The organism is Pseudomonas sp. 14A (assembly GCF_018132745.1).
In the GTDB taxonomy this organism is placed as follows: domain Bacteria; phylum Pseudomonadota; class Gammaproteobacteria; order Pseudomonadales; family Pseudomonadaceae; genus Aquipseudomonas; species Aquipseudomonas mercuritolerans.
In genome coordinates, this window is record NZ_JAGRQJ010000010.1 from 1 (window position 1) to 23,653 (window position 23,653).

Consider the following 23,653-nt stretch of genomic DNA (forward strand, 5'->3'; position numbering starts at 1 on the left):
CGCCTTCGCGGGCAAGCCCGCTCCCACAGGGATTTGGGGGGCGACAAAGATCGTGGATCTGCCCCGGATCACTGTGGGAGTGAGCCTGCTCGCGAAAGCGGTGTGTCATTCAACGTGGATGTATCTGATCTGGCGCCTTCGCGAGCAGGCTCGCTCCCACAGGGATCGGCGTTTTGCTCAGATGATTTGTGGTGTCAGCGGTTGTATTTCAGCGCTTCGACAAACGCTGCAAACGCTGCCGAGCTCTGGCGCCTGTTGGGGTAATAGAGGTGATAGCCCTGAAACGTCGGGCACCACTCGCTCAGCACTTCCACCAGTCGACCGTCCGCCAGATACGGCGCGACCAATTGCTCGGGCACGTAGGCCACGCCGATGCCGTCCACGGCGGCGTTGAGCACATGCATGATGCTGTTGAACACCAGTTGCCCGTCGACCTTGACGCTGAAATCCTGACCCTTGTGCGCAAACTCCCAGGCGTAAATCGCGCCGGCCGGTTGATGGCGGATGTTGATGCAGGTGTGCTCCGTCAATTGATGCGGCGTGGCGGGTGCCGGGTGACGAGCGAAGTACTCGGGCGAGGCGACCACGGCCAGGCGCCAGTCCGGGCCGATGCGCACGGCGATCATGTCTTTGCTGATCGATTCACCGAGACGAATGCCGGCGTCGAAGCGTTCCTTGACCACATTGGTAAATCCGTAATCGACGTAAAACTCCAGGGTGATGTCCGGGTAGTCCTGCAAAAACTGCGCAAGCATCGGCCGAATGCACAACTCGATCTGATCGTCCGTGCAGGAAACGCGAATCGTGCCGCTGGGCTTGTCGCGCAATTCGCCGAGGGCTTCGAGCTCGGCGCTGATCTGCTCGAACAGCGGCGCAATCGAATGCATCAAGCGTTCGCCAGCCTCGGTCGGCGAGACATTGCGCGTCGTACGAGCGAGCAAGCGGATACCCAGACGCTGCTCCAGCGCGCGGACCGTATGACTCAGCGCAGACGGCGTGACGCCGAGGCGGGCGGCAGCCTTGGTGAAGCTTTGCTCCTGCGCCACCGCCAGAAAGGCCTGCAGGTCGTTGACTTTGGCGTTGCTCATTGCTGAATTTTTCTCAAAAGCACATGAAGATTACTGCTACTAATCAAGTTAAGCCCGATCAGTCAAGCTTTGCAGCCTGAGTAGCGGGGCAGAAGGCCTCGATGATTTCTTCTTCAAGACAGGTTTTCGCATGACGGCTCAAGTAATCGATACCCAGCCAGCCCAGCCCATGGAAGCGTTCACTGACGGCGAACAACCGGCGTACTGGAGCGGTGTGTTCGCGATGACCCTGTGCGTCTTCGCCCTGATCGCTTCCGAGTTCATGCCGGTCAGTCTGCTCACGCCAATGGCTACGGACTTGCACATCAGTGAAGGCCTGGCCGGCTACGGCATTGCCATCTCTGGCGCGTTCGCGGTGCTGACCAGCCTGACGATCAGCAGGCTCGCCGGCTCGATGGATCGCAAGCGCCTGTTGCTGCTGTTGACTGCGCTGATGTGCGCGTCCGGGCTGGTGGTGGGCCTGGCGCCCAATTACACGGTGTACATGATCGGTCGCGCATTGATCGGCGTGGTGATCGGCGGCTTCTGGTCGATGTCGGCGGCGTTGGCCATGCGTCTGGTACCCTCCGCCAGCGTGCCCAAGGCGCTGGCGATTTTTAACGGCGGCAATGCCCTGGCGACCGTTGTGGCGGCGCCGTTGGGCAGTTATCTGGGCAGCGTGATTGGCTGGCGCGGGGCGTTTTTCTGCCTGATACCGGTAGCGCTGATTGCACTGCTCTGGCAATGGATCAGCTTGCCCGCGCTGCCGGCCGCGCCACGCAAAGCCAGCGCAGCCAATGTGTTTGCGTTGTTCAAAAGCCGCCGGGTGGCGTTGGGCATGCTCGGCGCAGGTCTGTTCTTCATGGGCCAGTTTGTTCTGTTCACCTACCTGCGACCGTTTCTGGAAACCGTGACCCGGGTCGACGTTTCGATGCTGTCGATCATCCTGCTGGTCATTGGTGTGGCCGGGTTTATCGGCACCGTGGTCATCGGTTCGGTTTTGAAGAAGGGGCTGTATCGCGTAGTGATCGCCATCCCGCTGTTGATGGCGATGATCTCCGTGGCGCTCATAGGGATGGGCGGTTCAGTGGTGGCGACGTTCGTATTGCTGGGCTTGTGGGGATTGATCGCCACTGCCGCGCCGGTAGGCTGGTGGTCGTGGCTGGCGCGCACGCTGCCCGACGATGCCGAGGCGGGCGGTGGGCTGATGGTGGCGGTGGTGCAGTTGTCGATTGCCTCGGGGTCTACCGTCGGTGGTCTGCTGTTCGACGGCAGCGGCTATCGGCTGACGTTTTTCGCCAGCGCGGCATTGCTTGTGCTAGCGGCGCTGATGACATGGCTGACGTCGCGGCAGACGGCCTGAATCAGCTTTCGGTGTTTTCGGCCGCCGCCTGCGCCGCTTCGGCTTCCAGCTTCAGGCGGTCGGCCTTGCAGATGTATTTGGGCTTTTTCGGCGCCAGTTTGGCGTTGGCCTTCTTGGCTTTTTCCTTGAACAACTGCTGCAGCTTCTTTTGGCGATTCATGATTTTTCGATCAGGGGTGGAGAGGGTGGGAATCCTGACGCAAGGCCGAGTGGTCAGCAAGAAGAAATCCACTAAGCTGAGCACATTCGCCCATACTCAAGAGCATCCCCCAACCGAAGGAATCGCACATGAGAAAAGCTCGCAGATTGATTACCGCGTTGTCTTGCCTCGCGCTGGTAATCGGCAGCACGACCGCACTGGCCGACCCCGGCAATGGCAAGGGGCAGGGTGGCCAGGGCGGCCAGGGCAACGGCAAGGGCAAACCGCAGAACATGCAGGATCACGGTAATCAGGGTGGTGGCGGTCAGGGCAATGGCAACAAAGGCCAGCAATCCTCTGGCAATCGCGGCGGTGGTCCGAGCGTTGATCGCGGCAATATTCTCGGCATCATCGATGGTTATCGCGGGCAATACTGGAATCCGGGGCCGCCGCTGCCGCCGGGTATTCAAAAGAATCTGGCGCGGGGCAAACCGCTGCCACCGGGCATCGCCAAGAAGCTGGACGGGCGCATGCTTGGGCATTTGCCTCACTATGACGGCTACGAATGGCAACAGGTGGGCACCGACCTGATCCTTGTTGCGCTGGCCACCGGGTTGATCTACGAGGTGCTCAACGGCGCGTTCGATTGATTGTTGAAAGAGGAGCGGCAGCACGTGCCGCCCCTTTTTTATGCGTGCATAACTGCATCAGGTGCATCAATGAACTGCATTCAGGCTGGGTTGTTCGTTGAGTGATGTGCTTTCAAACTGAGCTCAACGCTTATCGAATGAATGGAGATGATCATGGCCAACGCAATCCGCTTCATCGAAACGGGCGCTCCGCAGGTTCTGCAATTGCACGCTGTCAGCGAGCAAATCCCTGGGCCCGGCGAGGTCTGGCTGGAGCAGGCGGCGGTGGGCGTCAATTACCTCGATGTCAGCCAGCGCAAAGGTGCAGTGCCCGTGGCGTTGCCATCGGGGCTGGGTCTGGAAGGCGCGGGTCGGGTGGCGGCGGTCGGTGCCGGTGTGAGCAATGTCCGCGTCGGTGATCGAGTCGCTTATGCCACAGGTCCCTTGGGCGGTTACGCCTCGGCGCGGCTGTTTCCGGCAGAGCGTCTGGTGAAGATTCCCGAAGAGTTGTCGTTCGAAGACGCGGCGGCGGTGTTGTTCAAAGGCATCACCGCGCAGTATCTTCTGAAGGCGACCTACCCGGTCGGGCCGGGCACGACGATGCTGCTTTACGGTGTCGCGGGTGGTCTGGGGGAAATCATGGTGCCGTGGGCCAAACACCTTGGCGCAACAGTCATCGGTGTGGTGTCGAAGCAGGCCAGTGTCGACAAGGCTCGCGCGTCCGGTTGTGACGAAGTGCTGGTGTTCGATGCCGAGACTCTTGCCGCCGATGTGGTGCGTATCACTGAGGGGCGCAAGGTCGATGTGGTGTATGACCCGATTGGTCGGGTGTCTTTTCAGGCCTCGCTGGACAGCTTGCGCCCACGCGGATTGATGGTCTCGTTCGGCGCGCAGGCCGGCGCGCCGGCGGCGGTGGAAATGGCCACGCTGAACGCCAAGGGCTCGCTGTTTCTGACCCGTCCATCGCTGGCCGCGCACACCGCCACGACAGCCGAATACCAGGAGCGCGCGCAAGATGTGCTGGCCGCTGTTGCCGCCGGTATCATCACGCCGCAAATCCGCGCGCGTTATTCATTGGCTGACGCGGCACAAGCGCACGCCGATCTTGAATCGGGCCGATCATCAGGGGCGATCATTTTAAAACCATGAATCTGGATGTTCTGAGCAACCCGCACAGCGATGAAATCGCTGCTTTCCTGGCCGTCGCTGCGCAAGGCTCGTTCGTCGCGGCGGGGCGTTTGTTGCAGCGCCATCCGACCATCGTTTCCAAGCGCCTTGCGGCGATGGAGAAGCGACTGGGCGTGCGGTTGGTGGAACGCTCGACGCGACACGTGCGTATCACCGAGGCCGGTCTGCAACTCGAACAGCGCCTGCGCGCGGCCGTCGAGTTGATGAACGAAGCGCAGCAGCAAGCGGTGCAGGGCGCCAGCGAAGTGCGCGGCACCTTGCGCCTGGCGTTGCCGGCGGCGATGGGGCGTTTGTGGCTGGGGCCGCTGTTGCCGGAATTTCTCAAGGCCCATCCGCACGTCTCGCTGGTGGCCGATTACAGCGAAGGCCTGGTCGACATCATCGAGCAGGGCTTCGACGCGGCCATTCGCATCGGCGAGCTTGAGGACAATCGGCTGATTGCAAAAAAGCTCAGTGACCATCGACGGATTCTCTGTGCATCGCCGGCCTACATAGAGGCGCACGGCATGCCGCAAACCCCGCAGGACCTGCTGCAGCACAATTGCCTGCGCTTCAGCGGGCTGGCGTCGTTCCCGCTGTGGCGCCTGCATCGCGGCAACGAAGTGCAGACCATTACGCCACACGGCAACCTGACCGCCAGCGACAGCGAATCCCTGCTCGCCGCCGCCCGCGCCGACGCCGGCATACTCGGTGCCGGCGACTGGCTGATGAGCCGCGACCTGGCGGCGGGGAGATTGATTCACGTGCTGCCCGACTGGCAGCTGGATTCGGCGGGCGGCGTCTATCTGATCAGACCGTCTTCGCGGTTTCCGGCGGCGGCGGTGGTGGCGTTCAAGGAGTGGATCGAAGCGAAATTCGAGACCGGGCCACCTTGGGCCCTCTGAGTCCAGTCTGCATCAAGACTGACTCTGACTCTGACCCTGCTCGCGAAAGCGCAGTGTCAGTCATAGAGGGTCTGGCTGACCTGACGCCTTCGCGAGCAGGCTCGCTCCCACAGGTTTCGTGGCTTGCTCAGGAATTGCCGAACATACGTATATCCAATGTGGGAGCGAGGGCAAGTTTGAGCGCACAAAAAAGCCCGGCATTGCTGCCGGGCTTTGGTGTCTTCAACGCTTTACGCGGCGATCTTGTTGGCCGCCATCTCCTTTTTGTGGCTTGCCTTCATGGCTTCCATTTGCGCACCCAGTTCCTCGAGTTTTGCCTTGCCCAGAAGCTTCTGCGCTTTCGGAAACATTTCCTGTTCTTCCTCTTCGATGTGGTGCTCCAGCAGCTCCTTGACCACTTTGACCCGACCGGCAAATTCCGGGGTGCCTGGATCGGTTTCTTTCAGATCAGGCAGTACCAGTGAGTCCACGGTGCGGTGCTCTTCCTTGGCTTCGTAGTACATGATGTCTTCTTCCTTGCTGCCGGCTTCCTTGAACGCGGGATAGAGAATCTCTTCTTCGAGGCGGGTATGGAGGGTGATTTCCATTTCCAGTTTGCCCAGCAACTCGACGCGTTTTTTCAGTGCGCGGTCGGTGGACTCACTCAGTTGGCTGAGGATGGCTTTGACTTTTTCATGGTCGGCTTTGAGAAGGTCGATGGCATTCATTTTTGAGGCCTCTGCTTTTCACGGATTGAACACAGCGTTCTTTTTTTCGCGCTGCTGTGTATTCAGGAAGAGGCTATCGCAGGACTCATGCCAACTCGCTGATCGAGCGCAACCCTTCTAAATCAAGGGCTGGCATCGAAGCAGGCACAATGCTTTCGTGCAGCCTGCAAGAAATCCGCGCAACGGGCATTGCATATAACAAGCCCGGCAAAAGCCGGGCTGAGGGTGATGCTTGAGAGGGGCCTGCGTCGTTGCTTAACGGCTGGCCTGGGAAGGTGAGCCGCGACCGATATGCTTGGGCCCCGCCAACGCCCAGGCGATCAGGCCGAACAGCGGCACGAACACGATCAGCACGATCCACACGCCTTTATTGCTCGATTTCCCCTCGCTTTTACGCACCCGATTGATGGCCCAAAGCTCGATCAGCACGAGAATGACCGCCAATACGATCCACACGGTTTCGATTTGCATAGGCTTAACTCCTGATGGTCTGTGCGTTAGGCGACGAGAGGGGCGTTGGGTTCATTCTTTTTGCCCGGGACAAGCGGACGCAGTGATACCCGGTTGCAAAATAGATGTCTGGTCGCCGCTGCGCCCTATATCCTCTGCGCCACACGTTTGGGCTGGAACAGGGACAGGGCAATGGCATTCAGGGTGATGGTCGTCGGTGGTTACGGCAATTTCGGCAGTATCGTTTGTCGGCATCTGGCGCAGATGCCAGAGATTGAACTGCTGCTGTCGGGCCGCGATGCGCACAAGTTGCAGCGCAAGGTTGACGAGCTGCAAACGCAGTCGGGCCGAGCTTGCGAAGGGTGGTGCGGTGATGCGACAGGCGCGGATTTTCAAGCGGCGCTGCGCGAGCTGAATATCCAGTTAGTGGTGCACACTGGCGGGCCGTTTCAGGGGCAATCCTACGCAGTTGCTGAAAGCTGCATCAGCGCCGGGGTCAATTACTGCGATCTGGCTGACTGCCGCACCTTCGTCAACGGCATTGATGTGCTCGACGCCCGCGCCAGGGAGGCTGGTGTGGCCGTGCTCAGCGGTTGCAGTTCGGTGCCGACCTTGTCTTCGGCGATCATCGATCAGCAGCGCTCACGCTTTGCGCGAATCGACTCGATCGAGCATGGCATTTCTTCCTCGGCAAAAATGCCGGGGCTGTCCACGGTCGAAGGCGTGCTCGCTTATGCCGGCAAGCCGATCAGGCAGTTACAGAATGGCCAGGTTCACGAAGTATTGGGCTGGCTCGACCTGACCCTGCGCAGCATGCCGCAACTGGGCACGCGGGTGCTGGCCAATGTCGATGTGCCGGACATGGATATTTTCGCGCGTCGCTATGGCGCACAGACGCTGCGCTTCAAGGCTGGCGCTGGCCTGAAACTCGGCGGTGTCGCCAACGCCTTGCTGGCGCAAGCCTTGCGCTTCGGTCTGGTGCGCGATCACGTACGCTGGGCGGCACGTCTGCATCGCTTGGGCACGTGGTTCGAACGCTTCGGTGACGGCAAAAGCGCGATGTACATCGATGTTCAAGGCATCGGGGTTGACGACCAGCCGCTGAGCATGACCGCGCAACTCACAGCGCTGAATGACAAAGGCCCGGAAATCCCCAGCTGCGCCGCCGTCGCTCTCGCCAGCAAAATAGCCCGGGGTTACACGCCGCAATCTGGGGCGCGGCCGTGCGTGGGCGAAATCAGCGTTGAGGAATACCTGGCGGCGATCAACGATCCCGCCAACCTGAGCCTGTCGGTTCAGTTCGCCGAAGGGCAGCGTTGAGATGCTCTATCTCTGCCTGAAGTACCTGCACGTCATTGCGGCGATTTTCCTCTTTGGTTTCGGCATGGGCGCCTACCTCTACCTGATCGCCGCCAGCCGCAGCGGCAACCCGCAAGTGATCGCCCATGTCGCACGGACGGTGGTGCGCTTTGATACCTGGATCACCACGCCGGCCGGGTTTGTCCAGGTCATTACCGGGTATCTGCTGATGCGGCTTTCCGGGCTGTCGATGAGCACCGAGTGGCTGCTGACTGCGGTGATCATTTTCTTCTGTGTGGGCGCGTTGTGGCTGCCGGTGCTGGTGTTGCAAAAGCGTTTGCAGAGCATGGCGCTGAGCGCAGGCGAGGGTGGCCTTGCTCTGGATGATCGCTATGCGAGCACGTACCGGTGGTGGTTCTGGATGGGTATCGCCGGATTCGCCGGGATGTTTGTCATCGTGCTGATGATGGTGACCAAGATGACGCCACTGCAACTGATCGGATCAGCCGTGGGCCTTTAGAAAACGGCTTTCGTGATCCGCTGTTGGGAGCAGGCAAGTGTCGTACTTGCCGAACAGCCGATAGCGATTCAGCGCGATGCGATCGTAAGCCCAGTCGCGCAGACGACGCGGGAAGATGCGCAGCAGTTTCAGCGGCTGCCAGCGCATTGGCAGTTGCCCGACCACTTCCAGGAATGCATCTGATCGCTCCCAATAATTGCGGTCGCGGATCACCGCCATGGTGTCGAACTCATCCAGCGGCAAACCGGCCCACGCCAGCAAGGCCTGGCCCTCGGGCGATTGTACGGTCGCCAGCCGCACGCGGCGCTGACGGTCATACCGAATCAGAAACCGCGCCCAGCCGTTGCACAGTTTGCACACGCCGTCGAACAGCACCACGGTTTCGCCGGGCTTGAGCAATGGCGCGGAGGTCTGGCGGGTTTTCATGGCAGGCATTGGCGGATGTCCTTGGCGGCGGGTGTCGCGATCATAACCTCGATCATCGGACTATAAGAGTGGATCGCGCCGGTATTGCCCCGGCGATATTCCGTGCACGCGGCGGAATGCAGCGCCAAACGCCGCGTCGGACAGATAGCCCAGTGACGCGGCGACAGTGGCCACAGTGTCCCGACCATTGCGCAAGCGGAACGCGGCCACGCGCATCCGCCAGCGCGTGGCGTACTCGACCGGCGCTACACCCATGCAAGTTTTGAATAACGCAGCGAAACCCGAACGCGACATGCAGGCCATCTCGGCCATTTGCGTCAGTCGCCAGGCCTTTTCCGGAGCACCGTGAACGGCGCGCAACACGCCGGCAATCGCCGGTTCCCGCAGTCCGCCCAGCCACGCCAGTTGTTCGGCATCCGCGCTGTTGATGTGGTGGCGCAGCGCATGGATGAAGATCAGCCGCAGCAGGTCGTTGCACATCGCCTGCGAGCCAGGCTGATGCGACGGCCACTCGCGCCCCAGTTCATCCAGCAGCCAGCCGAACGACGAAGCGCCTGCGGTTTCGGCACGAATGATCAGTGAGGTCGGCAGCACGTCGAGCAGTTCGGTTGCGCCAGGTCCCAACAGCGACACGCTGCCGCCCAGCAACTCGACTTCCTCGCCGACGCCAAAGGTCGCCGAGGCTTCGTCATGGGCGAAAACATCCGCTGCATTCACCGCCTCGATGTCGGGGCCGCTGGCCAGAATGAACGGCGTGCGCGATACCACAAAACAGTCACCGGCCTGCAACAGGCGCGCCGGCATGCCTTGCATGCGCAGCCAGCATTCGCCTCGTCGCACCACGTTGAATTTCAGTTCGATGGGTTGGAAACGCAGCGCCCAGACACCGCCCGCTTGCAAGCGAACCGAGCAGGCTGCGCGCAGTTCCGAGAGCGCCAATACGGCAGAGAGTGGATCGCCGGCAGGATTTTGGATGATCACGACAGAAACCTGGATTTATCAGACTGGTTCGTCCCGAGAGCTTAGCCAAGAATGAAGGCCTTCGATAGCTCACTCAGGATTACGCCCATGGCTACGCTCCAACAACCTGTGCAATCACCGTTTAACGCCGCCAGCACAGCCGCTGAAGTCATGGCGGGCATCGATCTGCGCGGGCAACTAGCTGTGGTGACCGGCGGCTATTCCGGCCTCGGTCTGCTGACGGTAAAAAGCCTCGCTGCGGCAAGGGCGCAAATAATCGTGCCGGCCAGAGATACCGCGCGAGCTGAGGCTACATTGGCTGGAGTGGACGGTGTCCGCGTGATGCCCGTGGACCTCATGCAGGCCGAGTCGGTGGCGGCGTTCAGCCACAGCGTGGTCAGCGCGGGTCAGCCAGTGTCCTTGCTGATCAACTGCGCCGGAATCATGGCCGCGCCGTTGCTGCGCGATGCCGATGGCCATGAAAGCCAGTTCGCGACCAACCATCTTGGTCATTACCGCCTGACCTGCGGCCTCTGGCCCGCGCTGGTAAGGGCTGGGCAGGCGCGGGTGCTGTCGGTGTCCTCGCGCGGGCATCAGATTGCCGAGGTGGACTTTGGTGACATCGATTTCTCGCAGCGGCCGTATGACAAATGGGTCGCCTATGGTCAGTCGAAAACGGCCAATGCCTTGTTCGCCATCGCACTCGACCGGCGCGGGCGTAGCCATGGCGTTCGCGCGTTTTCATTGCATCCGGGGCAGATTCTGACGGATCTGGCACGGCACCTCAGCACAGAGGAACTTGCCGCATTCGACGCGCTGGATGAGCAGGGCCGGCCACGGCTGGATGCGCACAATGGGATGAAAACTGTCGAGCAAGGCGCGGCGACGGGGTTGTGGTGCGCGACCAGTGCAGTGCTTGCGGATTTGGGTGGTGTGTATTGCGAAGACTGCAATGTTGCCCCGATCAATGAACCGGAAGCAGGCCGCAAGGGTGTTGCGAAATGGGCGGCGGATGCTGAGCTGGCTGAGCGACTCTGGGCGGTTTCGGAGCTATGGACAGGGCTCACGGTGGCATGAATCGAGTCAAAGGCCAAAAGCCCCTCACCCTAACCCTCTCCCGGAGGGAGAGGGGACTGACCGAGGTGTTTAGTAGAAATTCGCCAACCTGAAATACCGGGTCGAACTCAGGTTTTGAACAGCACCCAAATCGGCTCTCACATTCTCCTCGGAGGGAGAGGGGACTGACCTAGGTGTTTAGTAGAAATTCGCCAACCTGAAATACCGGGTCGAACTCAGGTTTTGAACAGCACCCAAATCGGCTCTCTCCTTCTCCTCGGAGGGAGAGGGGACCGACCGAGTGGTTTAGCAGAGAAACGTCGACCTGAAATACCGAGTCGAACTCAGTTCTAGAACAGCACCCGAATCGGCTCCCTCTCCCTCGGGAGAGGGCTGGGCGGGCGGCGTTCCGATGAGGGGCTGCCGCGCCGCCGGAATCAAGTCGACCCCAAAAATTGCTCGTCACGCCCGTGCACCGCCTTCGCGCTTCACCCCAAGACAAAACATCTTTCGATAATCCGAAGGCGACGTCCCCAAGTGCGCCGCAAACTGCTGCCGCAACGACAGCGGAGTGCCAAACCCGGCTTCCCCGGCAATGCATTCAACCGGCAAATCCGTGGTTTCCAGTAATGCCTGCGCTTTGATCACACGCTCGGCGTTAAGCCATTTGAATACTGTCGTACCGGTGGTTTCTTTGAAGCGCCGGGTAAAAGTGCGGCGACTCATTCGGGCTTTCTCCGCCAAAAGGTCCAGCGACAGATTTTCACCCAGATGCATGCGCGCCCAATCCAGAACTTCAGCCAGATGCGTTTCGCTCGACAGCTGTGGCACCGGGTGCTCGACGTATTGCGCCTGGCCGCCTTGCCGGTGCGGTGGCGTGACCAGCATTTTCGCCGTGTGATTGGCCACGTCAGCCCCGAACCGCTGGCGCACCAGATGCAGACAACAGTCGATGGCCGCTACGGTGCCCGCTGAGGTCATCAGATTGTCGTCGGTGACATACAACACCTCGGGGCGAAAGCGAACCATGGGAAAGCGTTTGGCAAACTCGTCGCGCGCCGCCCAGTGCGTCGTGGCTTCCTTGCCATCAAGCAACCCGGCATCGCCCAGCACAAACGCGCCCAGGCATAAACCGACGATCAATTTGCCTTCGGCGTGGGCATTCTGCAGCGCCTGTACAAGCGCTGCCGAAGCAGTGATCGATTGATCGCCCCATGCCGGAATGATGATGACGTCGGACGCCGCCATCAATTCCAGGCCATGAGCGACCGCCAGGCCGATGCCTTGGTCACTGGCGACCATGCCGGGTACTTCCGCGCAGTAATTGATCTGGTAACGAGGCTCAATCGACGCTGGATTCGCCGTCGCCAGGACGATGCCCGGCACCGACAGGTGGAACAGGCTGACGCCGTCGAACGCCAGAACAGCAACGCGAATGGGGGACATAAAACAAATCTCGGTTGCACACTATCGGGTTGGCCCGATTATATCGATATATGTCTTTCAGGCCACTGTTGGCTGCGCCAGGCTTCAGCAAAAATGGACCCATTCATAAATAACAGGATGATTCCGATGACACTCAAGACTCTACCGTTTGCCCTGAGCATTGCTTGCGCCGCTGCTACCGCACCGGCCTTCGCAGAGACAGAAACGCGGGCAAACCCTGAAGCTGCACACAAGCTGAATCTGCAGCAAGTGCGTAATGCCACGGTGAAGATCACCTACGGCGACACGACCTTTCTGATCGATCCGATGCTGGCGAAAAAGGGCGCGTACCCAGGGTTCGAAAATACCTACCGCAGCAACCTGCGTAACCCGCTGGTCGACCTGACTGAGTCCCCGGAGCAGGTGATTGCGGGCGTCGATGCCGTTATCGTCACGCATACGCACCTGGACCACTGGGATGACGCGGCACAGAAAGCGCTGCCCAAAGACATCCCTCTGTTCGCCCAGCATGAAGAAGATGCGCAACTGATCCGCTCGCAAGGCTTCAAGAACGTGCGCGTGCTGACGAATGAGGCTGAGTTCGGCGGCGTGAAGATCAGCAAAACCGGTGGCCAGCACGGCACTGACGAAATGTATGCCGTGCCGGCCCTCGCCAAACCGCTGGGCGAAGCCATGGGCGTGGTGTTCCAGGCGCCCGGCTACAAAACACTCTATCTGGCCGGCGATACCATCTGGCGCCCGGAAGTCGATCAGGCCATCGAGAAATTCCAGCCTGAGGTGATTGTGCTTAACGCCGGCAAAGCGAAAATGAGCGGTTACGAAGGCTCGATCATCATGGGCGAGGAAGATGTACTGCGAGCGACGCAGGTAGCGAAAGACGCAAAAATCGTCGCCGTGCACATGGACGCGATCAACCACATGTCGCTGACCCGTGACGAGCTGCGCAGCTATGTGCAAAAGCACGGCATCGACAGCCGCGTGGATATCCCGGCTGACGGTGCTGCGTTGCAGTTCTGATTGATTCAGGCCTGCCTGGGCGTGTCGCCGCCGCGCCCAGGCTCAAGAGGCTGACTGGCATATCACTCCCCCAGCTTCGCCCAGAATTCCTCGGCCGAAGGGCTGATCGGTGCCGTCGGGCGAGTCAGGTGGATTTCCAGTGGAATATCCCAACTTTCATCCAGTGCCCTGACCAGACGCCCGTCAGCCATTTCCTGTTCCGTCAGGCTTTTCGGCAGCCAGGCGACGCCTTTGCTTTCCAGCGCCATCGACATCAGCACTGCGGCCAAGTGGCTGCTGAACAGCGGTTTCAGGTGCAGATAATCAGCCTTGCCATGCAACCTGTGGGCGACGATTCGGCCCAGGCCGGATTCGTGGGTGTAGGCCAGATAGGGCAGGGTTTCAGGCGACGTGCCGAACTGGGCTGAAGCACTCGCCAGCGGCACGAGTACGTCCTCGCCGACCTTCTTGCCAATGAACTGATCAGGCGCCAGTAATGGCGGAACGTCGGGGTGGCGATGGCACAGCAGGAACTGCACCTGGCCATGAATCAGCATCTGTTCGCACACGGCCATGCTGTCGGAATGCAGACGAACCGCATCGATCGGCGCGCCACTTTCGGCGCTGCGCAACCAGCGTGGGAAGAAGGTGAATGACAGCGAGTGAGTGGCAGCAAACTGCAAGGTTTTCGCCGCCATGCCAGCCACTTCCTGGGCCTCGGAGCGCATGCGGTACAGGCGTCTGGCAGCTTCCTGGGCGCTGGGCAAAATCTGCCGGCCGGCCTCGGTCAACGTCGCGCCTTGCGGTGTGCGCACGAACAATTCCACACCCATCCAGTTCTCAAGCGAGCGCACTCGGCGACTGAACGCCGGCTGCGTCACATGGCGCGCTTCGGCGGCCCGGACAAAGCTGCCGTACTCGGCCAATGCTGAAAAATCCTCAAGCCAAACCAGTTCCAAGGGCAATGCCTCCTGTGCATAGGGCGCGGCATTAATAGCATTGGGCGGGTGTCATCGCAAAGCATAACGTTGGGTCACCACAACAAGAGGAACCCGTCATGCGTATCGTCGATATCCGTGAAAAAACCGTCTCCATTGCTTCCCCGATCGCCAATGCCTACATCGATTTTTCGAAGATGACCTGCTCGGTCGTCGCGGTCATTACCGACGTGATTCGCGACGGCAAACCGGTCATCGGTTACGGCTTCAACTCCAACGGTCGCTACGGCCAGGGCGCGTTGATGCGCGATCGTTTTCTGGCGCGGATCACTGAAGCCGACCCGGAAACCCTGATCGATCACGAGAACAATAACCTCGATCCGTTCGCCATCTGGAAAACCCTGATGACCAACGAAAAACCGGGCGGGCATGGCGAGCGTTCAGTAGCGGTCGGCACCATCGATATGGCGGTGTGGGATGCGGTAGCGAAGATCGAAGGCAAGCCGCTGTATCGCCTGCTTGCCGATCGTTATCGCAACGGCGTCGCCGATGACAAAGTCTGGGTGTATGCGGCGGGTGGTTATTACTACCCGGGCAAGGACCAGAGCAAGCTCAAGGCCGAAATGCAGAGCTATCTGGATCGTGGCTACGACGTGGTCAAGATGAAGATCGGCGCGGTGCCGCTGGACGAAGATATCCGCCGCATCGAAGCGGTGCTCGAAGTGGTGGGCGACGGCCAGCGCCTGGCGGTCGACGCCAACGGCCGCTTCGATCTGCAGACCGGTATCGCCTACGCCGAAGCGATCAAGAAGTACAACCTGTTCTGGTACGAAGAAGTCGGTGACCCGCTGGATTATGCGCTCCAGGCCGAGCTGGCCAATCACTACGAACTGCCGATGGCCACCGGCGAAAACCTGTTCTCTCACCAGGACGCCCGCAACCTGTTGCGCCACGGCGGCATGCGCCCTGACCGCGATTACCTGCAATTCGACTGCGCGCTGTCCTACGGTCTCGTCGAGTACATGCGCACGCTGAAAGTGATGGAAGAGCTGGGTTGGTCTTCGCGTCGCGTGGTACCGCATGGTGGTCACCAGATGTCGCTGAACATCGCCGCCGGTCTGCACCTGGGCGGCAACGAATCGTACCCGGACGTGTTCCAGCCATTCGGCGGCTTTGCCGATGGCATCCGCGTGGAGAACGGCTACGTCGGGCTGCCGGATATCCCGGGCGTCGGCTTCGAGGCCAAATCTGCGCTGTATGCCGTCATGCGCGAACTGGGCGAGGGCTGATTCTGTTTCATCTGCGGCCTCGTTTGCCGAGGCCGCAGCTTGAGGCGTCATCCGCGACGCCAGCCACATGCCCACCACAACAATAAAATGAGGTGCTTCCGTGGAAACTTCAAAATCACGCTGGTACAGCCAGCTCTATGTGCAAGTGCTGATCGGCATCGTCATCGGCGCTGCCATCGGTTACTTCGTGCCGGACATCGGCGCCAAGCTGCAGCCGTTTGCCGACGGTTTCATCAAGCTGATCAAGATGCTGTTGGCGCCGATTATTTTCGGCACGGTAGTGGTCGGTATCGCCAAGATGGGCAGTATCAAGGAGGTCGGCCGCATCGGTGTGAAAGCGCTGATCTACTTCGAGATTCTTTCCACCATCGCACTGGTGGTCGGCCTGATCGTAGTCAACGTGGTCAAGCCCGGCGCCGGCATGAATATCAACGCCGGCACCCTCGATGGCAGCGCTGTCAACAAATACAGCCAGGCGGCGAGCGAGCAGGGCGGCCTCGTCGAATTCTTCCTCAATATCATTCCGCACACCTTCCTCGGTGCTTTCTCCAATGGCGTCATGCTGCAAGTGATTCTGTTGTCGGTGCTGATGGGCGTCGCCTTGGTGCAAATGGGCGAAACCAGCAAACCGCTGATCAACACCATCGACCTGTTCCTGCAAGGCCTGTTCAAAATCGTCGCGATGGTCATGCGTCTGGCGCCGTTGGGCGCGGGGGCTGGCATGGCATTCACCATCGGCAAATACGGCATCGGCACTCTGCTTTCGCTGGGGCAGTTGCTGGTCGCGCTGTACATCACCACGCTGATCTTCATCATCGTGGTACTGGGCGCGGTGGCGCGATGGTCGGGCATGCCGCTGATGCAGTTTCTGCGTTATTTCAAAGATGAAATCCTGATCACCCTGGGCACCTGTTCGACCGAAGCGGTACTGCCGCGAATGATGGTCAAACTGGAAAAGCTCGGCTGCAAGAAATCCGTGGTCGGCATGGTCCTGCCGACGGGCTATACCTTCAACGCGGACGGCACCTGCATTTACCTGACCATGGCGGCGATCTTCATCGCCCAGGCGACCAACACGCCGCTGACCTTCATGGATCAGATGATCCTGCTCGGCGTGTTCCTGCTGACCTCCAAGGGCTCGGCCGGTGTGGCGGGAGCAGGGTTCGTGACCCTGGCGGCCACGCTCACCACCATTCACTCGATACCTCTGGTGGGCCTGGTGTTGCTGTTGGGCATCGACCGCTTCCTCAACGAGGCGCGAGCGGTGACCAACCTGATCGGCAACGGCATCGGCACCATCGCCATTGCCAAGTGGGACAACTCTTTCGATGTCGAAGCGTGCGAGCGGGAAATCGCTGCCATGAAGCACGCCAAGGCGGCACGCAAGGCGCTGCTGGCGCACAAGTAAACCAAGCGTGGCGATTAGCACCTCTGTTGGCGATCCGGATCGCTGACAGAGATGCTGATCGACACCGCACGGGCTGCCTGGGTTGACACTCCTTTCGTACTCATGAAACATATAGTGCACTATACAATAGCGAACTATGAAATGAGCTCGAACCGAAATCACGTGGGAACGCAGCTGTCGTTTGCACTCTACGCCGCTGCCAACCGTGTCGTGCGTTTGCACAAGCCGTATCTGGAACCACTGGGCTTAACCTTTCCGCAGTATCTGGTGATCCTGCAGCTTCTGGATGGCGCGCCATTGTCTGTGGGCGAACTCGGCACTTACCTGGCCATGGACGCGGGAACCATCACGCCGCTACTCAAACGTCTGGAAGGCGCCGGATTGGTCACGCGCAAGCGCGATCCGGCAGACGAGCGCCGCGTGCTGATCGACCTGACGCCCGAAAGCCGGGCCATGGAAGACGACATCAGAGCCATCACCGGCAAGATCAAGACGGCCTGCCAGCTCGATGAGCAGGGGATTGAGGCGCTTCGTCTGACGCTGGATGCGCTTGCCCATCCGGCGGCTGACTGAGCCCACCAGTCCAAAAGCGCGCTCAACCGGGCGATAACACACGTAACAGAGAGGGTTTTGAAATGAACATCGGAATTATCGGCGCCGGCCACATCGGCGCAACACTGGCGCGCAAGCTGGCTGCGTGCGGTCATAAGATCAAACTGGCCAACTCGAAAGACCCGCAAAGCATTCAGGCACTCGCTGAAGAAGTCGGTGCCAAGGCTGTCACCAAAGAGCAGGCTGTGTCCGATGTCGATGTGATCATCCTGTCGATTCCCTTCGCCCGATACCCTGATTTGAAGCAGACGCTGAGCCAGGTTCCCGAGCAAGTCGTGGTCATCGATACCTCCAATTACTATCCGCAGCGTGACGGGGCGATCAAGGAAGTGGACGAGGGCAAGCCTGAAAGCGTCTGGGTCAGCGAGCAGATCGGCCGCCCGCTGATCAAAGCGTGGAATGCCGTACTCGCCGCTACGCTGGCCGATCAAGGTCAACCTGCCGAATCCGCAACTCGCATCGCCTTGCCAGTCGCCGGCGATGATGTGCGTGCCGAGGCGATCGCACAGGATCTGGTCGAAGAAACCGGATTCACCGCGCTCGCTGCGGGCAGCCTTCAGGAGTCATGGCGTCAACAACCCGGGACCCCGGCTTACTGCACCGAACTGACCTTGCCGGAACTGAAGCAAGCGCTCGAAGCTGCGGACAAGGCCCGCGCGCCGCTGAACCGCGATGGGTTGATGGCCCGATTCATGGCGCCCGGCACTGAGTTCACCCGCGAGCAGATGGTTGCGATCAATCGGGAAATGACCGCTTGATTAGAAATGAGCGGCTTGGCGTTCATGCGAAGGCGATAGCGTGGTCATCTCACACCCCCACAACTGCAAAAACGGCTCGCTGACAGTGGCCGGCCCAACCCATCGGCTGACCAGTTCGCACTCGCCATCCATGCATAACTGGTAATCGCCGGCCTGCGGGGTTCGGCCCAATTGCAGTGGTTGCAGCGGCGGCAAGTGGCGTCGGAAATGCCAACTGCCGTTCTCCAGCCGGGCATCGTCGGGTATCTCCATGCCAGCGCCGTTGCCGCGAACCCTGGCCTGCTCAAGAACCAGCCCTTGGGCCGTGACGCGGTAGTCTTCCTCCCAGCGGATCTTTTCGATGCTGTGGTTCCATGCCAGGGTGAAGTTCGCCACCGGCAACTGTGCCCAGATACTGCCGGCCAGACCCAGGCACAAGCCGATCATGCATTGGCCGCTGCGGCGCGCCGCGAGCGCCAGACGTGTTGCACGATTACCAGAATCCCGAGTGCGAAGCCGATTTCATCGGTCACGGGCAGTGCCACGATCAGCAGAGCGCCCGCACCGAGACTCAGCAAACGTTCCCAAAGCAGCATTTTCTGTTGCAGAAAACCGGTAGATGCCATGCCCCAGAGACCAACCGCCAGAAGAGTCTTGATCAGCATGTAGGCAGTCGCCCACAGGTTGTCGCCTTGCAGCATCAGTGCCGGGTTGTAGACCGCCATGAACGGGATGACGAAACCGGCCAGCGCAATGCGCACGGCCCACAGGCTGATCTTGAAGCCGCTTTCCTTGGCGATCGGTGCGGCGGCAAAACAGGCGAGGGCGACCGGCGGGGTCAGGTCGGCGAGGATGCCAAAGTAGAACACGAACATGTGCGACACGATCAGTGGCACGCCCAGCTCCAGCAGGGCGGGCGCGGCGATCGAGCTGGTGATGATGTAGTTGGGAATGGTCGGAATGCCCATCCCCAGCACCAGGCAGGTGATCATCGTCAGGATCAGCGACAGCAGCAGGTTGTCGCGGCCGATGGCGAGGATGTAGCCGGCAAACGTCGAAGCGACGCCGGTGAGCGAAACGATGCCGATAATGACGCCGACCAGTGCGCAGGCGATGCCCACCGGTACCGCGTGGCGGGCGCCCTCGACCAGCGCGTGCAGGCAGATCAGCAGCGTTTCGCGACCTCCCTTGATGAAAGCGCAGACCAGCACCAGGACGGCAATGACCGCGAAAATCACCGCGATGCCGAGCTGGAAAAAACCTGTGCAGAGCACGCCGAGTGCAATCCAGAACGCACAGCGCAGGCCAAAGCTGTGCACCCGGAAAATGATCGCCGAGCCAAGAATCACGATGGCAGTCAATGCCAGGCCGACCATGCCCGAGAACAGCGGTGTGCGCCCGGAAAACAGCAGGTAAACCAGGACCAGCAGAGGAATCAGCAAATACCAGCGGGCTTTCACCGCGCCCCAAGCGCTGGGGCATTGGTCTTTGGGCAAGCCCTTGAGGTTGGAGCGCTTGGCTTCCAGATGGACCATCCAGAATACCGAACCGAAATACAGCAGGGCCGGAATCAGCGCCGCCTTGGCGATTTCGACGAAGGGCACATTGATGGTTTCAGCCATGATGAAGGCGACCGCGCCCATCACCGGAGGCATTATCTGGCTGCCCATGCTGGAGGTGGCTTCCACGCCGCCGGCGAACGCGGCGCGATAGCCAAAGCGCTTCATCAGCGGAATGGTGAATTGGCCGGTGGTGACGACGTTGGCAATCCCGGAGCCGGTAATTGTCCCCATCAAGGCCGACGAGGCCACGGCCACTTTCGCCGGGCCTCCCAGCTTGTGCCCGAACAAGCCCATGGCGAAGTCGGTAAACAGCTTGATCATGCCGGCCTGCTCAAGGAACGCGCCAAACAGGATGAACAGGAAAATGTAGGTCGCCGATACGTAGGTCGGCGTGCCGTACAGCCCTTCGGTGCCGAACGACAGCTGGTTGATGATCTGGTCGAAACCGTAGCCGCGATGGGCCAGTTCGCCGGGCAGGTATTGCCCGAACAGACCGTACGCCAGGAACAGCCCGCAAATCACCGGCAGCGCGATGCCCATCACTCGTCGTGCGGCTTCGAAAACCAGAGCGATCAACACGATGCCGATAACCAGGTCGGCCGACGTCAGATCACCGGAGCGCTGGATCAGATCGGCCTCGAACACCCATTGATACAGCGCGGTAGCGATGGCGGCCAGGCTCAGCAGCCACGCCAGCGGTTGCCACGGACGGTCTGTGCCGTGTGCCGGATAACTGAGAAACACCACCCACAGCAGGAAACCGACGTGCACCGCACGCAGCACCTGGCTGGAGAGGGGTGAAAAGGCTGCGGTGACGATCTGGAAAATCGAGAACAGCAACGCTACGTAAAACAGGGTTTTCGGCCAGTCCCGTGGGTTCGCGGAAATACCGTGATGCTCGTCACTCATTGGCTGCCTTCCTCATGACCACACAAAGGAATCGACGCTGCAGTGGCCGTCACGCCACTGCGCACAAGCGCTTATAAAGCGCCTTTTTCCTTGTAGTAGCGCTCGGCGCCGGGGTGCAGCGCGATCGGCAGGTTTTTCGCAGCCGCTTCCAGCTTGATGTCCTTGGCCGCCGAATGGGAGTTACCCAAGCGTCCCAGGTTGTCGAACAGCAGGCGGGTCATGTCATAGACGACGTCATCCGGCAGGTCGGCGCGGGTCACCAGAATATTGGTGATTGCCACGGTGGGCACGGCTTCGGCCTGTCCGTCGTAGGTGTTGGCCGGGATCATTGCGCTCTGATAGGCCGGATTGCCGATTTTTGCCACCACTTCGCTCGGGATAGCCACGTAGTTCAGCGGCATCACCGACGACAGGTCACGAATGGCGGCCATGCCCAGTCCCGACGATTGCAGGGTGGCGTCCAGTTGCCGGTTCTTGATCAATTCCACCGATTCGGCAAACGGCAGATATTGCACCTTGCCCATGTCCTCGTAGGTCAGGCCGGCCGCTTTGAATATCGCCCGCGCATTCAATTCGGTGCCGGATTTTGGGGCGCCTACCGAGATGGTCTTGCCCTTGAGATCGGCGAGGCTTTTGATCCCCGACTCCTGGCTGGCGACGATTTGAATGTAATTGGGATAGGCGCCGCCCAAGGCGCGCAATTTGGTCAGCGGTGTTTTGAAGCCGGCGTCCTCCACGCCGTTTTTGGCGTCGGCCACTGAGTCGCCCAAAGCCAGGGCCAACTCGCCGCGACCGGCCTGTAGCAAATTGAGGTTTTCTACCGACGCTTTGGTGGCCTGCACCGATGTCTTAGAACCGGCAATGCCGTCGCTGTAGATTTGCGACAGGCCGACTCCGATCGGGTAGTAAACCCCGCTGGTTCCGCCGGTGAGGATATTGATGAACACGGGCGCGGCCTGCGCAGCACTGCTAAGGGTCAGCGTGGCGGCGGCCAGCAGGGCAAAGCGTGTTTTGACTCGCATGGGGGCACTTCTCCGTCTTGTTATGGTTTTAAGCAGAGTGATTGCACTTGGGTCGATCCCGGCTGGACGTGATCGTCACGACGTCAGTTCATCCCCAGCCAGTTCGGCAGCACCAGTGAGATCCACGGCACGTAAGTAATCAGGATCAGGAACAACAGCAGAATCGACAACCAGGGCATCGCGGCTTTGACTGTGGCGGGCAAGGACATGCCGGTCACCGCCGAGGTCACGAACAGGTTCAGGCCCACCGGTGGCGTGATCAGGCCGATCTCAAGGTTGACCACCATGATGATGCCGAGGTGAATCGGATCGATGCCCAGTTTCATCGCGATAGGAAAAAGGATGGGCGCCAGGATCAGGATGATCGCCGACGGTTCCATGAACGCGCCGGCAATCAACAGGACAATGTTGACCACCAGCAGGAACGTCACCGGCGTCAGGCCGGCGTCGATCACCCAGGCAGTGATTTGTTGGGGTAACTGTTCGGTGGTCAGCACGTGGGCGAACAGCATGGCGTTGGCAATGATGAACATCAGCATGATGCTCAGCTTGGCCGAGTCGAGCAGAACCTTCGGTGTCTCGCGAAAGGTCAGATCCTTGTAGACGAACAGAGCGATAAAGGCCGAATAGACGGCTGCCACTGCGGCAGCTTCGGTCGGGGTGAACATGCCCGAATAGATGCCGCCGAGGATAATCACCATCAGCAACAGGCCCCATATTGCCTGGCGTGCCGTACTCAGAAACTCGCGAAGCGTCGCACGCGGCAAGGCGGGGAGATTTTTCTTCACCGCAACGATGTAGATCGCCACCATCAATGCCGTGCCCAGCAGCAGGCCAGGCACCACGCCGGCCATGAACAGCTTGCCCACGGAAGTCTCTGTAGCAGCGGCGTAAACCACCATCACGATCGACGGCGGGATAAGGATGCCCAGCGTACCGGCGTTGCAGATGATCCCTGCGCCGAACGCTTGCGGGTAGCCGGAACGGACCATCCCGGCAATCGCAATCGAGCCCACCGCAGCGACCGTGGCGGGGCTTGAACCGGAGAGGGCGGCGAACAGCATGCAGGCCAGCACCGCCGCGATGGCCAGGCCGCCGCGAATATGCCCGACACAGGCGTTGGCGAAGTCGATCAGCCGGCGGGCGACGCCGCCGGTGGTCATGAAGGCCCCGGCCAGCAGGAAAAACGGAATGGCCAGCAGCGTGTAGTGTTCCGAGGTCTCGAACAGTTTGATCGCCAGCGAGCGCACCGAGTCGGGACTGAAGAAAATGATCGTCAAGGAGCCGGCCAGGCCCAGCGAGATGGCGATCGGCACGCCGATGAACATCAAGGCGAACAGGGCCACGAACAGGAAGGCAATGGTCATGGCTTGTCTTCCTCGTGTTCGGCAAGTTTCAGCGCGTCGGCCGCCTCATCGGCCAGGCCGAGGCCGGTCTGACGGTTGAGCAGGATGCGCAGGAGAATTTCAGCGAAGCGGATGAACACCAGCGCGAAGCCCAGCGGCACGATCAACCCGATATGCCACTGCATGACGCCGAAATGGCCGAGATCCTCGGCGCCGATACCGGCGTTCATCAAGGTTTCAATCCATTCGAAGCTGGCGACGGCCAGCAGCCCTGCGTAGGCCAGGCAGCACAGGCAGGCCAAAATGCCGATGTAGCGCTGTACCGATCTGCGCGCCAGTTTGACCAGTGCGTCGACACCGATATGCCCGGCGGTGCGCACGCCATAGGCCAGGCCGAAAAAAATCAGCCAACCGAACAGCGCTTTGGTCAGGGCGGTGCTCCAGGTCATGGCCTGCGCCATGCCCATGATCTGATCGCCAACAGCGAACAGCGGGACACTCGCTGCCGGCCAATGATCGGCGAGCCAGTAAAACAGGCTGTAGAAGTTATTGAGGATCACGTAGACAAACGTGACGAGGGTCATGGCCGCCAGAAGGAAGACGATGAAGCCTTCCTCGAAGTGTTCCCAGATTCGCCGAAGCGCTTTCATGGATGGCATCTCACGTCGAGTGAAGACGGGCAGGCGCCGACGCAGCGGCG

25 protein-coding genes are annotated in these 23,653 nt (G+C 60.4%); 12 read left to right on the forward strand and 13 right to left on the reverse strand.

All coding sequences use genetic code 11. From position 1 onward, the window contains the following. Positions 1-194: 194 nt before the first annotated feature. Positions 195-1,088 carry a LysR family transcriptional regulator gene (locus PS14A_RS10220; RefSeq protein WP_212616078.1) on the reverse strand — a complete coding sequence of 298 codons (894 nt, stop codon included), beginning with the start codon at positions 1,086-1,088 and terminating at the stop codon, positions 195-197. A 169-nt stretch (positions 1,089-1,257) separates the two neighbouring features. Between PS14A_RS10220 and PS14A_RS10225 the strand changes: the two genes are divergently transcribed. Then, entirely contained in the window at positions 1,258-2,430 is a 1,173-nt protein-coding gene (locus PS14A_RS10225; protein WP_249121258.1) for an MFS transporter, read from the forward strand. Between the two features lies 1 nt (position 2,431). On the opposite strand, the gene PS14A_RS10230 is transcribed toward PS14A_RS10225, so the two are convergent. Then, the gene (locus tag PS14A_RS10230; protein ID WP_110645778.1) at positions 2,432-2,590 is read right to left on the reverse strand and encodes a DUF2986 domain-containing protein; all 159 of its coding nucleotides are present in this window, start codon (positions 2,588-2,590) and stop codon (positions 2,432-2,434) included. Positions 2,591-2,718: 128 nt separating this feature from the next. Here PS14A_RS10230 and PS14A_RS10235 point away from each other — a divergent pair, with 128 nt between their 5' ends. The 3 genes from PS14A_RS10235 to PS14A_RS10245 all read left to right on the forward strand — a co-directional run bounded on the left by PS14A_RS10235 (position 2,719) and on the right by PS14A_RS10245 (position 5,270). Then, entirely contained in the window at positions 2,719-3,219 is a 501-nt protein-coding gene (locus PS14A_RS10235; RefSeq protein WP_130911232.1) for an anti-virulence regulator CigR family protein, read from the forward strand. Positions 3,220-3,372: 153 nt separating this feature from the next. After that, complete coding sequence (locus tag PS14A_RS10240; RefSeq protein ID WP_212616080.1) at positions 3,373-4,347, forward strand: quinone oxidoreductase; 975 nt, start codon at positions 3,373-3,375, stop codon at positions 4,345-4,347. Further along, the gene (locus PS14A_RS10245; RefSeq protein ID WP_212616081.1) at positions 4,344-5,270 is read left to right on the forward strand and encodes a LysR family transcriptional regulator; all 927 of its coding nucleotides are present in this window, start codon (positions 4,344-4,346) and stop codon (positions 5,268-5,270) included. The genes PS14A_RS10240 and PS14A_RS10245 overlap by 4 nt, the downstream gene beginning before the upstream one ends. 230 nt (positions 5,271-5,500) lie before the next feature. On the opposite strand, the gene PS14A_RS10250 is transcribed toward PS14A_RS10245, so the two are convergent. Continuing rightward, positions 5,501-5,977 carry a hemerythrin domain-containing protein gene (locus tag PS14A_RS10250; RefSeq protein ID WP_212616082.1) on the reverse strand — a complete coding sequence of 159 codons (477 nt, stop codon included), beginning with the start codon at positions 5,975-5,977 and terminating at the stop codon, positions 5,501-5,503. Positions 5,978-6,232: 255 nt separating this feature from the next. Further along, the gene (locus tag PS14A_RS10255; protein ID WP_016774306.1) at positions 6,233-6,448 is read right to left on the reverse strand and encodes a PLD nuclease N-terminal domain-containing protein; all 216 of its coding nucleotides are present in this window, start codon (positions 6,446-6,448) and stop codon (positions 6,233-6,235) included. A 171-nt stretch (positions 6,449-6,619) separates the two neighbouring features. On the opposite strand from PS14A_RS10255, the gene PS14A_RS10260 reads away from it, so the two are divergent. Both PS14A_RS10260 and PS14A_RS10265 read left to right on the forward strand, forming a co-directional pair. Further along, positions 6,620-7,747 carry a saccharopine dehydrogenase NADP-binding domain-containing protein gene (locus tag PS14A_RS10260; protein WP_212616083.1) on the forward strand — a complete coding sequence of 376 codons (1,128 nt, stop codon included), beginning with the start codon at positions 6,620-6,622 and terminating at the stop codon, positions 7,745-7,747. Position 7,748: 1 nt separating this feature from the next. Then, positions 7,749-8,246 carry a DUF2269 domain-containing protein gene (locus PS14A_RS10265; RefSeq protein ID WP_212616084.1) on the forward strand — a complete coding sequence of 166 codons (498 nt, stop codon included), beginning with the start codon at positions 7,749-7,751 and terminating at the stop codon, positions 8,244-8,246. Here PS14A_RS10265 and PS14A_RS10270 read toward each other — a convergent pair. Continuing rightward, entirely contained in the window at positions 8,229-8,681 is a 453-nt protein-coding gene (locus PS14A_RS10270; RefSeq protein WP_212616085.1) for a thiol-disulfide oxidoreductase DCC family protein, read from the reverse strand. The two genes, PS14A_RS10265 and PS14A_RS10270, sit on opposite strands and share 18 nt — an antisense overlap. A 51-nt stretch (positions 8,682-8,732) precedes the next feature. Then, positions 8,733-9,653 carry an AraC family transcriptional regulator gene (locus PS14A_RS26815; RefSeq protein WP_349251718.1) on the reverse strand — a complete coding sequence of 307 codons (921 nt, stop codon included), beginning with the start codon at positions 9,651-9,653 and terminating at the stop codon, positions 8,733-8,735. Between the two features lie 87 nt (positions 9,654-9,740). Between PS14A_RS26815 and PS14A_RS10280 the strand changes: the two genes are divergently transcribed. Then, entirely contained in the window at positions 9,741-10,709 is a 969-nt protein-coding gene (locus PS14A_RS10280) for an oxidoreductase (RefSeq protein WP_212616292.1), read from the forward strand. A gap of 441 nt (positions 10,710-11,150) precedes the next feature. Here the strand turns inward: PS14A_RS10280 and PS14A_RS10285 are convergent, their stop codons facing one another. After that, positions 11,151-12,134: a helix-turn-helix domain-containing protein gene (locus PS14A_RS10285; protein ID WP_212616086.1), complete on the reverse strand. Its 984-nt coding sequence runs from the start codon at positions 12,132-12,134 to the stop codon at positions 11,151-11,153. A 126-nt stretch (positions 12,135-12,260) separates the two neighbouring features. Between PS14A_RS10285 and PS14A_RS10290 the strand changes: the two genes are divergently transcribed. Then, complete coding sequence (locus PS14A_RS10290) at positions 12,261-13,151, forward strand: MBL fold metallo-hydrolase (protein WP_137213318.1); 891 nt, start codon at positions 12,261-12,263, stop codon at positions 13,149-13,151. Between the two features lie 62 nt (positions 13,152-13,213). On the opposite strand, the gene PS14A_RS10295 is transcribed toward PS14A_RS10290, so the two are convergent. Further along, complete coding sequence (locus tag PS14A_RS10295) at positions 13,214-14,089, reverse strand: LysR family transcriptional regulator (RefSeq protein WP_024012581.1); 876 nt, start codon at positions 14,087-14,089, stop codon at positions 13,214-13,216. A gap of 98 nt (positions 14,090-14,187) precedes the next feature. On the opposite strand from PS14A_RS10295, the gene PS14A_RS10300 reads away from it, so the two are divergent. From PS14A_RS10300 to PS14A_RS10315, 4 genes are all read left to right on the forward strand, one after another. After that, positions 14,188-15,357 (forward strand): mandelate racemase/muconate lactonizing enzyme family protein, encoded by a 1,170-nt coding sequence (locus tag PS14A_RS10300; RefSeq protein ID WP_024012582.1) that lies wholly within the window; start codon positions 14,188-14,190, stop codon positions 15,355-15,357. 100 nt (positions 15,358-15,457) lie between these two features. Further along, positions 15,458-16,765 carry a C4-dicarboxylate transporter DctA gene (gene dctA, locus PS14A_RS10305; RefSeq protein WP_212616087.1) on the forward strand — a complete coding sequence of 436 codons (1,308 nt, stop codon included), beginning with the start codon at positions 15,458-15,460 and terminating at the stop codon, positions 16,763-16,765. A 51-nt stretch (positions 16,766-16,816) separates the two neighbouring features. Further along, complete coding sequence (locus tag PS14A_RS10310; protein WP_249121245.1) at positions 16,817-17,338, forward strand: MarR family transcriptional regulator; 522 nt, start codon at positions 16,817-16,819, stop codon at positions 17,336-17,338. Beyond that, positions 17,335-18,135 carry an NAD(P)-binding domain-containing protein gene (locus tag PS14A_RS10315; RefSeq protein ID WP_260470678.1) on the forward strand — a complete coding sequence of 267 codons (801 nt, stop codon included), beginning with the start codon at positions 17,335-17,337 and terminating at the stop codon, positions 18,133-18,135. Before PS14A_RS10310 ends, PS14A_RS10315 begins: the two co-directional genes overlap by 4 nt. Here the strand turns inward: PS14A_RS10315 and PS14A_RS10320 are convergent, their stop codons facing one another. From PS14A_RS10320 to PS14A_RS10340, 5 genes are all read right to left on the reverse strand, one after another. After that, complete coding sequence (locus tag PS14A_RS10320; RefSeq protein WP_212616088.1) at positions 18,136-18,561, reverse strand: DUF1850 domain-containing protein; 426 nt, start codon at positions 18,559-18,561, stop codon at positions 18,136-18,138. Continuing rightward, positions 18,558-20,585, reverse strand: a complete 2,028-nt coding sequence (locus PS14A_RS10325; RefSeq protein WP_212616089.1) for a TRAP transporter permease — start codon at positions 20,583-20,585, stop codon at positions 18,558-18,560. Before PS14A_RS10325 ends, PS14A_RS10320 begins: the two co-directional genes overlap by 4 nt. Before the next feature lie 71 nt (positions 20,586-20,656). Next, positions 20,657-21,607, reverse strand: coding sequence for a TAXI family TRAP transporter solute-binding subunit (locus PS14A_RS10330; protein ID WP_212616090.1), 951 nt, complete (start codon positions 21,605-21,607; stop codon positions 20,657-20,659). Between the two features lie 83 nt (positions 21,608-21,690). Further along, positions 21,691-22,974 (reverse strand): C4-dicarboxylate TRAP transporter large permease protein DctM, encoded by a 1,284-nt coding sequence (dctM, locus tag PS14A_RS10335; protein WP_041480541.1) that lies wholly within the window; start codon positions 22,972-22,974, stop codon positions 21,691-21,693. Continuing rightward, the gene (locus PS14A_RS10340) at positions 22,971-23,603 is read right to left on the reverse strand and encodes a TRAP transporter small permease (protein ID WP_110599141.1); all 633 of its coding nucleotides are present in this window, start codon (positions 23,601-23,603) and stop codon (positions 22,971-22,973) included. The genes dctM and PS14A_RS10340 overlap by 4 nt, the downstream gene beginning before the upstream one ends. Positions 23,604-23,653 lie beyond the last annotated feature (50 nt).